Genomic DNA, 14,899 nt, shown 5'->3' with positions numbered 1-14,899 from the left:
GCGTGGCGACTACCGCGGCGCCAGCGAGTGGCCCGTGGGGTCGAAGAGTCCCATCGCTCGCATCAGCGCCAGGCGGGAGAGGCGCACGTTGAGCGACTCGGCCACGGCGGACAGTTGAGCGCTCGCGAGCGTCGCGTTGATGTCCGTCACCTGGAGGTAGGTCGTGGCCCCGGCGTCGAAGTTCTGCTTCGCCAGTCGCGCGCTCTCCAAGGCGAGTTTCGCGCGCTCCTCGGCCGTCCCGAGGTTGGCCTCCGCGCTCTCCAGCTCGCTGCGCGACTTGCGCACCTCGTCGCGAATCTGCTCCTCGAGCCCGCGCAGGTTGGCGTTCGCCTCGGCGATCTTCCCGGAGGACTCCCGCAGTTTGGCCTCGCGCAGCCCGCCGTCGAACAGGTTCCATGACAGGGCCAATCCCACCGTCCAGGTGGAGGCCTGGCCGGTGAGCCCGGCGGTGTTCGTCGTGGAGGCATTGCCGTTGGCGTAGAGGTTGGGCAGGTACTCGAAGAGGACCTGACGACGGCCGCCGCGTGCGACGTCCACGTTGAGCCGCGCGGCCGCCGCGTCCGGGCGCTGGTCGAGCGCGGTCTTCTCCGCGACCGCCGCGTCATCCGCCTCGGGAGGGACCGCGACCGCGTTGCCCTGGGGAGGCGCCACGTCGAAGTCCACCGGCCGCGCGAGCAGGGCGGCCAGGGAGCTCCTCGCGGTGGCGTAGGCGTTGCGGCTGCGCACCACCTCCTGCTCCGCCTGCTTGCGGTCCAGCGTCGCCCGGAGGACGGCCAGCTTCTCCGCGTCGCCGGCCTCGAAGCGCGCCTGGGCGTCGCGCTCGAAGCCCCGGCGGACCTCCAGCAACTGCTCCTGCACCGCCATGGCTTCCCGCAGGCTCGCGGCGCCGAGGTAGGCCTGCGCCACCGCGAAGAGGATCTCCCGGCGGGTGTTCTCCGCGGTCAGCGCCGCCGTCTTCTCGCCCAGGTAGGCGTTCTTGATGGCGGGCCACAGCGTGGGCACGATCAGCGCCTGCCGCGCGGAGAGCTGGCCGGAGAGCTGATCCTGATTCTGCAAGATGATGGGCTCCGGCACCCCGGGGAGCGCGAACGACAGCTCCTGCGGATTCCGGGTGTACGCGCCGCTCGCGGTGACGGTGGGGAGGTATCCCGACCAGGCCTTGTTGCCCAGCTCCCGGGACTGCTGGAGCCGGGCGCGGGCGGCGTCGAGGTTGGGGTTCTGCTTCTCCGCGAGGGCGATGGCCTCCTCCAGGGTGAGCAGCGGGAACGCAGCCACCGTCCCGGTGCTGGAGGCCTGCCCCGGCAGGTCGGAGACACTGGATGCCGTGGGCTTCACGGGTGCGTCGGTGGCGAAGGGGGCCGCCTGCGAAGTGGGGGCCTGCGTCAGCAGGACGCTGGAGAGAAGAGCACGGATGAACATGGTGGAGGCCGGGGTGGAGACGGTGGGGAGGAAGTGGACACACGGAGGTCATCGCGGGCCCCGAAGGGACCACGGCGATGACCTCCGGAATGGGTTGGGAGCGGGTTGCCGTCAGCGCGGCGTGGGCGCCTGCTTCGTCGTCATCAAGACCCCTCTTCCACGAGGCGGGGGTTCACCACGCTGGAGGCCACCGGGACCTCCACCTCATGCGCGTCGCCCTTGCGGCGGCTGAAGCGCGCGGAGAGCCCGTCCAGCAGCGAGTAGACGACGGGCACCACCACCAGCGTCAGCACCGTGGAGGTGATGAGGCCGCCGATGATGACGAGCGCCATGGGCACGCGCGTCTCCGCGCCGTCTCCCTTGGCGAGCGCCACCGGAACCATGCCGGCCACCATGGCGATGGTCGTCATGAGGATGGGGCGCAGGCGCACCGGCGCGGCCTCCAGCAGTGCGTCCCGTGCGCTCCTGCCCGCATCCCGCAGTTGCTGGGTGAAGTCGACGAGCAGGATGCCGTTCTTCACCACCAGGCCCATCAGCATGATGACGCCGATGAGGGCAATCATCGACAGGGCGTTGCCCGACAGCAGCAGCGCACCGATGGCACCGATGAGCGCGAAGGGCAGCGACAGCATGATGGTGAAGGGGTGGATGTAGCTGCCGAACTGCGCCGCGAGAATCATGTACAGCAGGAGGATGCCCAGCCCCAGCGCGGTGCCGAAGGCGACGGCCGTCTTGCCCATCTCCTTCGCGTTGCCGGCGAAGCTGCCCACCACGCCCTTGGGCAGGTCCTGCTGGGCCTGCGCCGTGAGGTAGCCCATCCCTTCGCCCAGCGTGTAGCCGGGGGCCAGGTTGGCGAGCAGGGTGATCTGCCGCTTCTGGTTCTGACGGTCGATCTGCACCGGACCCTCGGAAGGGGTGATGTTCGCCACGTTGCGCAGCTCCACCAACTGGCCGCCCGTGGTGCGCACGGTGAGCTGCCCCAGCGCCTGCTCGGAGGCGAGCGTGGCGTCGGGCAGGCGCAGCTTCACGTCGTACGTCTCGCCGCCCTCGCGGTAGGTCATGAACTCGTCGCGGCCCAGGTAGGAGCGCAGGGCTAGGCCCACCTGCGCGGCCGGCACCCCCAGCTTCGCGGCACGCTCGCGGTCGATGCGCACGTCGTACTGCGGCTTGCCGCTGCGGAACGTCGTGTCGATGTCGGTGAAGCCCGGGTTGGACTTCATCACGGCGAGCATCTTCTCGTTGGCGGCGACGACCTGGGGCCAGTCCGTGCCGCGCAGCACGTACTGCACCTGCTGGGTGCGGCCGCCGCCGCCGACACCGGAGGCGTCCTGCACGGAGAGCATCACGTTGGGAATCCGCGGCAGTGCACCGCGCAGGCGCACCTTGAAGGCCTCCTGGTCGAAGGCGCGCTCCTTGCGCGGTACCAGGTTCACCAGCAACTCGCCCTTGTGCACTTCCTCCAGGGTGCCACCGCCCGCCGTGATGAAGGTCTCCTTCACGCCTTCCAGGGTGCGCACCTGCGTGGCCACGCTGGCCAGCTCCCGCTCGGTGTCATCGAGGGTGGAGCCTACGGGCAGCTCCAGCGTCACGCGCACCGCGCCGTTGTCGGAAGGGGGGATGAAGGTGAACTTGAGGAAGCGGGCCATGCCCAGCGTCAGCACCAGCACGCCCACCGCCACGGCCACCGCCACGGCCCGCCGGTTGAGCACGTGGCCGAGGATGCGGCGGTAGCCGTTCTCCATGCCCACGAGCACGCGCTCGATGGCGGCGCTCACGCGGTTCTTGGAGCCGCCGTGGCTGTGGGCCTTCAGCAGGCGGCTGGAGAGCATGGGCGTGAGCGTCATCGACACCGCGTAGGAGATGAGCACCGCCACGGCCACCGTGACGCCGAACTGGAAGAAGAACTGGCCAATCGTCCCTTCCATGAAGGCCACGGGGATGAACACGGCCACGATGGCGAGCGTCACCGCGAGCACCGCGATGACGATCTGCCGGGTGCCCTCCAGCGCCGCCTGCATGGGCGTCTTCCCCTCCTCCAGGTGGCGGACGATGTTCTCGATGACCACGATGGCGTCGTCGATGAGCAGGCCGATGGAGAGCGTCAGCGCCAGCATGGTGATGATGTTGAAGGTGAAGCCCAGCAGCGCCATCACCGCGAAGGTGCCGATGACGCTCACCGGCAGCGCGACGGCGGCGACGAGCGTGGAGCGCAGGTCGCGCAGGAAGAGCAGCACGATGATGACGGAGAGCACACCGCCAATCAGCATGTCCTCCTGCACCGCGTGGATGGAGGCGCGGATGGTCGTGGAGTTGTCGCTGATGGTGCTGACCGTCACGCCCTCGGGCAGCTCGGTGTTGAGCTCCGCGAGGGACTCCTTGACGCTCTCCGCGACCTGCACCGTGTTGGCGCCCGACTGCTTGCGCACGACGAGCGCGATGGCGGCGCCCGTGTCCGAGCGGGCCACACCACGCGCCTCCTGCGCGCCGTCCACCACCGCCGCCACGTCCCGCACGCGCACCGTCGTGCCGTTGGGGCTGGCCACGATGATGTCGCCAATCTCCCCCACGCTGCGCGCCTCGGCTGTCAGGCGCACGATGCGCTCGCGGCCTCCCTGAGTGGCGCGCCCGCCGGGCAGGTCCACGCTCTGCGACTGGAGCGCCTGGCTGACATCGCCAATGGCCAGGCCGTAGCCGCGCAGCCGCTGCGGATCCACCACCAGTTGGATCTCCCGCTTGCGGCCACCCACCACGCTGATGCTGCCCACGCCCGGCTGGCTCTGGAGGGACGGCTTCACCACGTCCTCGGCCACGCGCGTCAGCTCGTCCACGGGCAGGGCGCCCGACAGGGACAGCGTGAGGATGGGCGCCGCGCCGATGTCGAACTTCTCCACGACGGGCGTCTCGATGTCGTCCGGCAGCGAGCGCAGCGTGGCCTGCACGCGGTCGCGCACGTCCTGGGCCGCCACGTTCACGTCGGTGCCCAGCTTGAAGCTGATGGTCACCTGACTGACGTTCTCCAGGTTGATGGAGTTGAGCTCATCCACGCCGCTGACCGTGTTGAGCGCCTCCTCCAGCGGGTCGGTGACGTTCTTCTCGATGGACTCGGGGTCCGCGCCCGGCAGCAGCGTGGTGACGGTGACGACCGGGATGTCGACGTTGGGGTACTGGTCCACGCCGATTCGCGGATAGGCGAAGAGTCCGAAGACGACGACCGCCGCCATCAGCATGACGGTGAAGACAGAGTGTTTGATGAAGGTCTGGAGCATGGCTGGCGTGCGGCGGAAAAGGGGAGGGAAGGAAGCGGTGCCGGGCTACTGGACGACCTGGAGCGACGTGCCGTCCTGGAGCGGCAGGCTGGCGTCCGCGACGACGCGCTCCGCGGGGCCCAGGCCGTGCACCACGCGCACGAAGCCGGGCAGCACGCGCTCCACCTTGACGTCACGGCGCTGCGCCTTGCCGTCCTGCACCACCCAGACGAAGCCCTGCTGGCCACGCGCGTTGACGGCCTGCGTGGGCAGGAAGAGGCCCGCCTGTTCCTGCGCTCCGTCGGAGGCGCCCGCGTTGGAGAAGTCGAGCTCCACGAGCGCGCCCGCGCGCAAGAGCGCCCCGTCCTCCTTCGCCGGCAGCACATCCGCGAGCACTTCGACGGTGCGCGTCTGCTCGTCGATGGTGGCGCCCAGGCTCCTCACCCGCGCCTCGAAGGGGGCGCCGGAAGGGTTGAGCGTGCCCTTCACGACGGTGCCCACCTTCACGCGGTCCACGAAGGACTCGGGCACGGGAGCGCGCACCTCCAGCGCCTGCGTGTTGACGAGCACGAAGACCGCCGTGCCCGGTGACACGTAGTCGCCCTCGTTGAGTTTGCGGGTGGTGATGACCCCGTCGAAGGGGGCCGTGAGGGTGGCATCGCGCAGCGCTTCCTGCGCGCTGTCCAGGACTGCGGCCGCCTGCTGGGCCTGGGCCTGGGCCTGGCGGTGGCCCACCTCCGCCTTGTCGAGCGAGGCGCGCGGGAGGCTGCCCGACTGCGCGAGGACCCGGGCCCGCTCCACCTCCGACGTCGCGCCATCCAGCGCCGCGTCCGCCGCCGCCTTGGAGGCGCGCGCCTGGTTTGCGGCGATGCGCGCGTTGGAGGTGTCCAACCGCGCCAGCGCCTGGCCGCGCTTCACCGTGTCGCCCACGTTCACGCTGACGCTCGTGAGGGTGCCGGACGCCTGCGCGCTCAGCGTCGCCACCTGCTTGGCGCGCACGCTGCCGGTGGCCTGCAGGACGCTCGACTCCAACTGCGTGGCCGGTGTGACGGCCCGCACACCCACCGGCTTCTGGACGACCTGTGCGGCGGAAGCCTGCGGGACGACGGCCTTGTCGCCACCGCCGCATCCCGTCGCCACCACCGCCACCGCGACCGCTGCTGCCTTCAAGAACACCTTCATGGCTTCGTTCCTTGCTGTGGAGGTCGGTGCTTCATGGGAATATGGAACTTAATGACTGGATTGGTATTCTGGTCAGTCTTGGGCATGCGAATACGTCGCCGCCCCTTCGTGGGGTGGGACCCGACGGTGGTTCAGCCTTTGGGTCGCGACAGGAGGGGTGGGGCCGCGAGGCCGCGGATGAAGACCTCGAAGGATGCGTCCAGCGCCTCCGTCACCCGGGCATCCGGCTCCTGCGTCATCATCTTGGGCGCGAGCAGCATGAGGAGCTCCACGAAGCCCCGGGCCACCTGCTGGGACGAGGCCACGGAGAACACCCCCTGGGCCACCCCTTCATCGAGGATGTGCGCGAGGACCGCCGCGTCCACCTCCACCATCTGGGGCACCAGGTGCATGACCTGCGTGCCCAGCTCGAAGAGGGTGCTCATCTCGATGCGCTGCCCCACGGGCGCCCGGGTGTGCTGCTCCATCTTGCAACGGATGAAGGCGCGGACCTGGGCCTCGGGCGTCGTGGCACGGCGGACGCTCGCCTTGAGCTCGGAGAGGCTCCGCTCATGCGACAGTCGGACGACGGCCTCGAACAGCGCTTCCTTGTTCTCGAAGTGCAGGTAGATGCTGCCCTTGCCGACCCCCGCGCGACGGGCGATGTCTTCGACCGAGGCCTTCTTGAAGCCGAACCGGGCGAAGACTTCGCCGGCGGCGTTGAGGATGGCGGTGCGTGGGTCCGGACTCATTGACTGGATTTATAATCTGGTCACGGGGTCAGCGCAAGTCGGCACCCACTTTGGCCCCGGAGGATGCCCCCGGGTGCAGGGCGGGCGGGCAGGCGCGACGGAGCGCTCACGCCGCCCCTGATGCCGCGTCTTCCCGGGCATCGTTCGTCGCCTGCTGTCGCAGGACCTCGCGAAGCGCCTGGGCGAGCGCGCGGGCCCTCGTCGAAGAACGCCCCCGGTACACCACCTGCGAGCTGAACCGGGTGTGCAGCCAGATGTAGGTGCGCTCGAAGTGCACCACGCGCCAGGACAGGGCCGCATAGCCCATGAGCGCCGCCATGCGGATCGCTCCGCCTCCGGGGCCGCCTTCGCGGACGAACGTCGCGAGCGGACCCTGCATGAGCACCTGGACCAGGAGCAGCGCCCCGGTGAGCAGGGCCTGCGCGCGCAGGAAGAGGTTGGTGGACGGCTGGAGCAACACCGTGACGCCGCGCACGTGTTCCAGGCTCCACGTGCGGCCGTGCACCCTCACGTTCCGCGTCGTCACCCGCACGCCCCTGGAGTCGAAGAGCACCTCGTCCACTGTTGTCGTCTCGTCCCTGGGGGGCGCGGTCGTTCCCACGGAAGCGTCGTTGGAATGCGGAGCGTCTGGCACGTCGTCACCTCGTGTCCGCACCGGCCTGGCGCTGGACCGTCACGCCGGGGCCCGGCCTGCCCCGCTTCGTCTCTTGAATCGTCATGGGCTGAGCTCGACGCCGATGCCCGGCGAGATGGACCACAGCCCCCGGTGCCCACCCGAGGGCGGGTACCATTCCCCCACCACCTGCACGCGGAAGCGTTCGAGGAACGTCGCGCCGAGCAGGGCCTGCACCAGGGGGCGCGAGCACGCGCTCACCCCCACGGAGTCGCAGTCCTCGCCGTCCGAAGGGGTCCGCGTGCTGAACTGCCAGCCGGCGCGCAGCGCGAGGCGCCCCTGGGCGAGCGACGCCTGTAGCGCGGCCGGCCGGAACTCCGGGCCCGCGACCGCGGTCAGCGCGAAGGGTTCGCCTCCGCCCGAGGAGAACACCTGCTGGAGTCCCCGCAGGCCGACGGCGCCCGAGAGCCGCAGCCCACGAGGCACCGAGGGCGCGTAGGTGCCGAGGCTCAAGCCCAGCTCGGTGAGGGTGGGGCCCATGACGAAATGGACCGAGGTGCGCGGGGGCTCATACGCCAGGCTGTCGGCGACGAGTTTTCCCGCGAACTCGACGGCCGCGGATCCGTCTTCCGGTTGCACGTCGGCGAGCCGCTTCACGGCGTGCCCGAGCACCTGCCGGATGCGCATGAGCGCGAGGTCGTCACGTCCTGGAGGCGCACCGAGGTCGCGGAAGTGGAAGCCGTAGGCACCCAGCAGCCGCAGGACGTACGCGAGCTCCGTCTCCTGCGCGCCCTGGTGCCAGTCCGGCCATTGCGCGGGTGAGAGGCCCGGCACATGCGGCGGCGCCCCACCGGCCGCGGCGCGCTCGCAGTGGGCGTTGCGCCAGTCGCGCGGGCCTGATGCGGCCTTCGCGTCGTGGCAGACGGAGTAGAGCCGGTCGAGCGACACCTGCAACAGCGCGCGGAAGTCCGCCAGCCCCTCGCCTGCGCAGGCGGTGTCGGCCCCGGGCAGCCCGTCGTACATCGCGCGCATGCAGGACAGGGGCGTCCAGTCCGCACCTTCCTGCTCGGGCGGGTCGAAGTGCTCGAGTCCCGCCTCGGCGGCCTGCTGGTTCAGGACCCGCGCGTCGTACATGCCCAGGTAGAAGTCGAAGCTGCGAAAGGCTGTCTCGAAGAAGCCGAGGAACGCGGCCAGGGGAGCGCTCGCGGCCGGGAAGTGCCGACGCGGCAGGGCGAGGCGCTCGGCGATCTCCGGCTCCTCTTCGAGCAGCAGCGCGAGTTCCTTGGAGCGTGCCGTGTCGATGAAGGCCGCCAGCACGCCGCCGAGCATCCGTGGCAGTTGCGGCTCCGTGCGGGGACCCTGCGGGCCGGGCGCCGCCGGGTACTCGGTGGCGTCTGGATCCACGAAGACGAAGAAGACATCGGTGGGCGAGCGCCGGCCCCCAGGCTCGTTCGCATCGCGCCAGCGCATGGGTCCGCCCTCCGGCGAGGGCGCGAGCCCGTCGCGCGCCAGGCCCACGGCCAGCCGCAGCGGTGTGTTGTCGAAGATGCCCCCATCGATGTAGTCGGCCTCGTGCGCCTCGCCGGGCAGACACACGCCAGGGCGGGCCGTCGCGCCCGCCGCGCAGGTGGCGAGCGCCTTGGGAGGAAAGGCCACCGGGAAGGCCATCGACGCGAGGACGAGGTCGGACACCCGGGAGAACGCCACTTCGCCTTGCGCGTCGGTGACGAGCAGCGGTTCGCGCCGGGTGCTGCCGGGGGCGATGTAGTTCGTCACGCGCGGCGGCTGGCCAGGGCCACGTCCCTGGATGCGCAGGGCGAACTTCTCCTCCATTCGCGGCAGCGGCAGGCGTCCACCCGCCACGTGCACGAGGCGCGGCTCCACGCGCGTGACGGACACGCCCAGCACCACGTCGCAGGCGGGCGAGAGGCCTCGGTTCCACTCCGTCTCGATGCGACGCGCCTGGGACTCCAGCCACGTCCGGGAGAAGGCGCCCAGGGGCGTCACGTCCTCGGGAACGAAGAGGCGGTCGTAGCCCACGGGGATCCACGTCTCCCAGAAGAGGGACCGGGTGGGGCCGGGCGACTTCTCGCCGCACGCCGCGAGTACGGCCAGCAGTCCGTTGAGGCTGCCGGCCGACGCGCCCGTCATCAGTCGCAGGCGCTCCACGCCGTCCTCCCGGGACGCGGCGACGGAGTACGCGAGGAAGCCCGCCTCGTACGCGCCCAGCGCCACCCCACCGCTGACGGTGAGGGAGTACGCGGACGCACTGGAGCCGCGCTGGAACGGGGAGGCTTCGGGAGCTTCAGCTCTCGCCATGGTCGCGACGAGCAGGAGTGATGCGAAGGCGGCGCCGTGCCCCAGGCCCGTGTGCAACGACCGTCGTTCCTGCATGTGTCGTCTCACCCGTGGGCTCCCGTCGCGGCGCCGAGCGTCACTTCGGGCGTGCTGGCCGCCACGCCTACAGGCTTCTGGGCCACTCGGGGCGCCGAGTCGGGCTTGCTGTCTCCGCCTCCACACCCCGCCACTGCCAGCACCCTCCGCCTCATGACTTCGTTCCTGGAGGGTGGGCCGGGCTCCTCACGGGACATCCTAGCTGCATGACCGAATTGGTTTTTGGGTCATATCCGGACATGCGAACACCTCACCTGGGCCAACGACTGCTTCAATCGAAGAGCGTCGAGAGGGGCGGCGTGAACCCAGTGACCAGAATGGTAAATGGGTCATGACAGGTACGCAAGCCCACGCACCTGTCTACCTGGGCACGGGAGGGGCTCGCCCGGTGGGACATGCCGGAGGAAGGAGGACCGTTTGAAGGGCGGACGCGTCTCGCTGAGGTGATGCACCGCGCCTGCCTTGAGGGGACAGGTGTCCGGGCGCTGAAGTCCGACGGCCTTTCGCGATATGTCGGCGCCGATGAAGGAGTCCCGGTACGTGCGGTGGGGGCTCGGCGTCCTCCTGGTCGCGCTTGCGCTCCAGGCCTCGCGCCTCGCGCTGCACAAGGCATTCAGCATCGACGAGTTCCAGTACGCGCATGCCGCGTGGCTCATGGCCCACGGTCAGGTGCCGTACCGCGACTTCTTCGAGGTGCACTTTCCGCTCGTGTACCAACTGCTGGCGCCGCTGTTCGTGCTGCTCGGGGATGATCCGCGCAACGTGCTCGCCCTGCGCGCCGCGATGCTCGTACCGCTCGCGGGGGCCTGCGCGTCGGTGTTCCTCCTCAACCGCCGCGAGGGACGCACCGCCGCGCTCCTGGCCCCGGTGCTGCTCCTGCTCACGCCCGCGTTCCTGCACTTCGCCACGGAGGTGCGGCCGGATGCGCTCACCGCCGCGCTCTTCCTGGGCGCCCTCGCCGCGCTGGCCGTGCAGCCTGCGTCTGCTTCCTCGTCCTTCCTGGCGGGCGCGCTGCTCGTCGCCTCCGGATGGGGTTCCCAGAAAGCGCTCTTCTTCGGGGGGCTGGTGGGCGCGGTCCTCCTCGCGGAGCTCCTCCTGCGTCGGGGACGCACGCCCTCGCTCATCGCCGTGCCTCGCGCCTTCTTCCTCGGTGTCCTCGCGGCGGTGGCCGCCGTGGCCGCGTACCTCACGGTGACGGACTCCTGGCGCGCCTGGTGGCAGTGGTGCTTCGTCTGGGCGTCCGAACACCAGCGCCACTACCCCGGCTTCTCCTGGCGCGATTACCTGCTGCCTGCGCTGGGGAAACAGCCCGCGTTCTTCCTCCTCGCCGCCGTCGGGTTGGGCATCACCCTCCAGCGTCTGCTCCAGCGAGACCCGGACCGTCCGCTGCGCGAACGCCTGCGGACGCCCGACCTGCTGCTCGTCGTGGCCGTGCCCGCGACGTTCGGCGCCTATGCACTCCAGCGCGCCCCGTTCCCCTACAGCCTGCTGCCCTTCCTCGGCGTGCTCGCACCCTTCGCGGCGCGGGGTGTCCTCGCGGTCCTCGCACGGCTGCGCACTCGCGCCGGATGGGCCGTGGGCGTTCTTGGACTGGGGGGATTGTTCGCCGTGCAGGCCGCGCACGTGGAGGCCCTGCTGGATGGCGGCGGCAATGCTCGACAGCGCGACGTGCTCGCGCGCATCGCCACGCTCACGGAGCCGGAGGATGTCGTCTACGACAACTCGGGCGGCTTCGTGAGCCGGCCCCACGCGCACTTCTACTTCTACACGGACGCGTATCTGCGGGGCTCGCTCGTGGAGCTGCTGTCCCACGACATGCCCCGTGCGCTCGTGGAGCAGGGCTGCGTGCTGCGCGTGGACGACCTGCGCACCTCCGGCCTGCCTTCCGCGCTGCGCCGCTTTCTCGATACGCACTACCAGCCGTTCGACGGAGACCTCTTCCTCTGGGGCCAGCGCTACCGCGTGCCCGTGGACTCCGGAGCGCTGGACGACCAGTTCCTCGCGGTGCGCGCCGACCGTTACTTCCTGCATCCTGCGAGCGCGCTCGACACGGGTGCGCTGTTCATCGACGGCGCGCGCATCACCACCCCTGAGTTCGCGCTGTCCCGGGGCCCGCACGCCGTGCGGTACGAAGGACGCGCGGAAGCCTTCCAGTTGCTGTGGTTGCCCCGCGACGCGAAGCGCTGGACCCCGCGTCCCGGTGCGCCGTCGACGTACTCGCGCTTGTTCTGATCCGGCATCAGCCAGTTCGAGACACGTGGGTCGCCCAGCGGGCTTGCCTGCTCACGGCCCTCCAGGATGACGCCAGTGTCCGCTCAACCCTCTCCCGCGCGCGCTCCATTCTGAAGTCAACCGTGCGTGCCTTTCCCGGCCCCCCGTTGAACTTCCCTGCGCAGGGGCGAGTCCTACTGTGCCTGGGCAGGAAACCTGGAGGTCGCCGTGGCGGAACATGACTCGGGACGGAAGCGGACGCGTGCTCCCATTCCCTCACAGGGGGTGATGAGCCTCCTGGATCGCTGGGTCTCCGACCTCGAAAAGGAGTCGCCCTTCTCGACCCCGGAGCCCATGGCGCCCCGCCCGCGCAACCCGGCTGCGCCTTCGCGCTCCGAAGAGGATCCCTTCTCCGAGCCGGAACTTCGGACTCCGCATGCGAGGTCCGAAGCGGATCCCTTCACCGAGCCGAAACCGCGCACTCCCCACGCAAGGTCCGAAGCGGATCCCTTCACCGAGCCGAAACCCCGGACTCCGCGCGCGAGGCCCGAGGCGGATCCCTTCACCGAGCCAAAGCCCCGGGCTTCGTCTTCGCGGTCCGAAGCGGATCCCTTCATCGAGCCGAAGCCCCGGACCCAGCACGCAAGGTCAGAGGCCGACCCCTTCGCCGAGCCGAAGCGGTCCCGAACTCCCCCCTCGCGGCAGGAGGATGACCTCGTCAACGAGCCGAAGCCGCGAGCCCCAGCCGCGTCGCCGCAAGAGCCCCACCTCGCTGCTCTGCGCGCGGCCCGCGAGGAGATCCAACTCCAGGGGATGGTGGCCACGCTGCCCCCCGCGAATGCCCGGGTCGTCCTGGGCCACGAGAACGGCAGACTCATCCACCGGGGCACCGTCGCAGTGCGCGGACCGTGCGCGCCTTCCCACTCAGAAATCCTGGGACTCGGGCTGACGGAACCCCAGGCCCGCGCGCTGGACTGCGTCCTCGCCTGGTTCGGAAACCCGTTCGACGCGGTGACGTGGGACTCACCCTCCGGAGTCGACCTGCGTTGGGGCGCCTGGCCTCTGTCGGGGGCCCCGCTCATCGCCGCGCTGGCCCACTGGAAGCAGCACGAGCCCGAAGCGTTCGAAGCGCGGCTGGGCCGGCTGGGAGTCGACGTCACCGAGGAGCCCATCTCCCTGCGCCTCCAGGGCTCGCGAGGCGCCCCTTCCTGCGAGGGCCGCGAGGCGCTGGCCTTGCTGGGCGAGGATCCGAAGCTAATGGCGTCGCTGGCCCAGGCCGGACGGGAGCGCGGCGCGCAGCTGGCGCAGCTCGAAGTCCTCATCGCGCAGGTGCTGCGCCCCCTGTTGGCCGCCTGTTCGCCGGACACGGCCGAGGCGGATGCTCCAGCAGGGCCCTTCACGACGGCGCGCGCGCTGGCCGTGCTCTTCCTCACCGAGCTGCGGTTCAGCCGCCGGGGCATCACGAAGCTGATGGCCCACGCGCGCGAAAGGGCAGGGCAGCCCGCTTCGGGTGAGCTCGCGGGCGAACGCCTCGCGGAGGACCTGCGCACCGCCGGACGTGTGCGTGAGGCCGCCGAACTCTGGCGCCTCCTGTCGTCCCCCGAACTCGCGGATCCTCCCTAGCGCACCCCGAGGAACGCCATGGAGACGCCACTACGACCTGGGAGCCATGTCCTGCTCGTCATCCCCGAGCACGGCGCCGCGTCCACTCCTGGCGCGCGAGGTCCCGCCATGACCGGGGAGCTCATCATCGGAGGCCAGCGTTATCACCTGGTACCCGCGACGGAGCCAGAGCCCGCGTCCGACCCTCGACCCGCCGCCATGCCCGCCTCCGCCGTGCAGTTGCTCACCGCGCGCGAGCTGCAGGTCGTCTCGTGCATCTGCGAGGGCCTGGGCAACAAACAGATCGCCGCGAAGCTGGGCATCAGCACGTGGACCGTGGCGGCCCACCTGAGGCGCATCTTCACCAAGCTCGGCGCGGACACGCGGGCGGCCGTGGTGTCGCGCTGCTTCGGCGCTCCCTCCGTGCCGCCGCTTCCCTAGCAGCGCTACGCCCTGGCAAGCCGCGCCGGGGCAGCCATGCTCCGGCGCAATCGCAGCACCACCGCCTAGAAGCGGTACGCCCTCGCGCCACGCGCCCGAGCCGCCACGCTCCGGCGCAACCCCAGCACCAGCGCCAGGTTCGCCCGCGGCTGACACACCAGCCGGACGCACGACGCGGGAGCAATCAGCAGCGGCGTCATCCCGGGGCCATGACCCGCGACCTTGCTGTCCGAATGCACCACCACGCCCACGGTGACGGTGCCCGGCCGCCGGCTGGGGCCGTAGCGATAGTCCAACGGACACACCGCCACCAGGTCCCCCAACCGCAGCGAACCCAACCGGAAGCGGCGCACCAGCCCCGCATCCGACAGCTGGATGTCCAGGTCCCCGAGCACGCCCTCCGAGCGCCCCATGCCCGAACCCATCACCTCCGCGGGCACCGTGTGCGTGACGGGGATGAGCAGCCGCCCCCGCACCGTCCGCACGCCCCAGCGCCGCAGCAGCCGGGGCGACAGGTTCTGCACGCGCACGTCCGGGAAGTCCGGCAGCTCCAGCCCCTGGCCATACGCATCCAGTTGCACCCGGTCGCCAATGACCAGCCGCCGCTTCACATGGGGCGGGAAGTCCACGATGACGTGGTTGATGCCGCCGTGCTTGCCCACCACCGTGCCCTCGGCGCCCTCGGCGGGTCCGCTCGTCACGCGCGCCCGGTTGCCCACGCACGCGTAGAACATCAGGGCCTGGTTGGGGCCGTTGCGAGGGCCCACCACCTCGCGCCCGTTGTTGTGCAGCGAGACCCCCGCCTCCATGTGGTCCGCCGCGAGCCCCACCGCGGGGTCTCCCACGCGCCGGTTGAGCACGATGCCCCCGGTGCCGGGCAGCAGGCGCAGCACCCCGTCCCGCCCCACGCGGTACGGCGAGGCGTACACGATGGGATGGGACACCTGTCCCGCCACCGCCGACTCCACCAGCCGCGACTCGTTGGTTCGCGGCGAGGTGGCGGCCCGCGTGGCCGGCTCCATCACGAAAGGCAGGGGGACGTCCATGGCGGGCTCCGGGGC

At 70.6% G+C, this 14,899-nt stretch carries 10 protein-coding genes; 3 read left to right on the top strand and 7 right to left on the bottom strand.

What is annotated here, in order from left to right:
• Positions 1-9: 9 nt before the first annotated feature.
• The 6 genes from OV208_RS01205 to OV208_RS01180 all read right to left on the bottom strand — a co-directional run bounded on the left by OV208_RS01205 (position 10) and on the right by OV208_RS01180 (position 9,584).
• Positions 10-1,419 carry a TolC family protein gene (locus OV208_RS01205; protein ID WP_267571934.1) on the bottom strand — a complete coding sequence of 470 codons (1,410 nt, stop codon included), beginning with the start codon at positions 1,417-1,419 and terminating at the stop codon, positions 10-12.
• Positions 1,420-1,562: 143 nt separating this feature from the next.
• Complete coding sequence (locus OV208_RS01200; protein ID WP_267571933.1) at positions 1,563-4,685, bottom strand: efflux RND transporter permease subunit; 3,123 nt, start codon at positions 4,683-4,685, stop codon at positions 1,563-1,565.
• 45 nt (positions 4,686-4,730) lie between these two features.
• On the bottom strand, positions 4,731-5,846 hold the full coding sequence (locus OV208_RS01195) for an efflux RND transporter periplasmic adaptor subunit (protein WP_267571932.1): 1,116 nt from the start codon (positions 5,844-5,846) through the stop codon (positions 4,731-4,733).
• Between the two features lie 131 nt (positions 5,847-5,977).
• Positions 5,978-6,577: a TetR/AcrR family transcriptional regulator gene (locus OV208_RS01190; protein WP_267571931.1), complete on the bottom strand. Its 600-nt coding sequence runs from the start codon at positions 6,575-6,577 to the stop codon at positions 5,978-5,980.
• A 106-nt stretch (positions 6,578-6,683) separates the two neighbouring features.
• Positions 6,684-7,211 (bottom strand): DUF6232 family protein, encoded by a 528-nt coding sequence (locus OV208_RS01185; RefSeq protein WP_267571930.1) that lies wholly within the window; start codon positions 7,209-7,211, stop codon positions 6,684-6,686.
• A gap of 81 nt (positions 7,212-7,292) precedes the next feature.
• Complete coding sequence (locus tag OV208_RS01180; protein WP_267571929.1) at positions 7,293-9,584, bottom strand: patatin-like phospholipase family protein; 2,292 nt, start codon at positions 9,582-9,584, stop codon at positions 7,293-7,295.
• Between the two features lie 540 nt (positions 9,585-10,124).
• Here OV208_RS01180 and OV208_RS01175 point away from each other — a divergent pair.
• The 3 genes from OV208_RS01175 (at position 10,125) to OV208_RS01165 (ending at position 13,838) form a co-directional block, all read left to right on the top strand.
• A complete protein-coding gene (locus OV208_RS01175) occupies positions 10,125-11,816 on the top strand; it encodes a hypothetical protein (protein WP_267571928.1) in 1,692 nt (563 codons plus the stop codon).
• A 792-nt stretch (positions 11,817-12,608) separates the two neighbouring features.
• Positions 12,609-13,418 (top strand): hypothetical protein, encoded by an 810-nt coding sequence (locus tag OV208_RS01170; protein ID WP_267571927.1) that lies wholly within the window; start codon positions 12,609-12,611, stop codon positions 13,416-13,418.
• Positions 13,419-13,436: 18 nt separating this feature from the next.
• Positions 13,437-13,838: a helix-turn-helix transcriptional regulator gene (locus tag OV208_RS01165; protein WP_267571926.1), complete on the top strand. Its 402-nt coding sequence runs from the start codon at positions 13,437-13,439 to the stop codon at positions 13,836-13,838.
• 65 nt (positions 13,839-13,903) lie between these two features.
• On the opposite strand, the gene OV208_RS01160 is transcribed toward OV208_RS01165, so the two are convergent.
• The gene (locus OV208_RS01160; protein WP_267571925.1) at positions 13,904-14,884 is read right to left on the bottom strand and encodes a DUF4438 domain-containing protein; all 981 of its coding nucleotides are present in this window, start codon (positions 14,882-14,884) and stop codon (positions 13,904-13,906) included.
• Positions 14,885-14,899: the final 15 nt, after the last annotated feature.

The organism is Corallococcus sp. bb12-1 (assembly GCF_026626765.1).
GTDB classification, from domain to species: domain Bacteria; phylum Myxococcota; class Myxococcia; order Myxococcales; family Myxococcaceae; genus Corallococcus; species Corallococcus terminator.
Note: the sequence above shows the minus strand (reverse complement) of the source record. Positions and strands in the feature narration are given on the sequence as shown.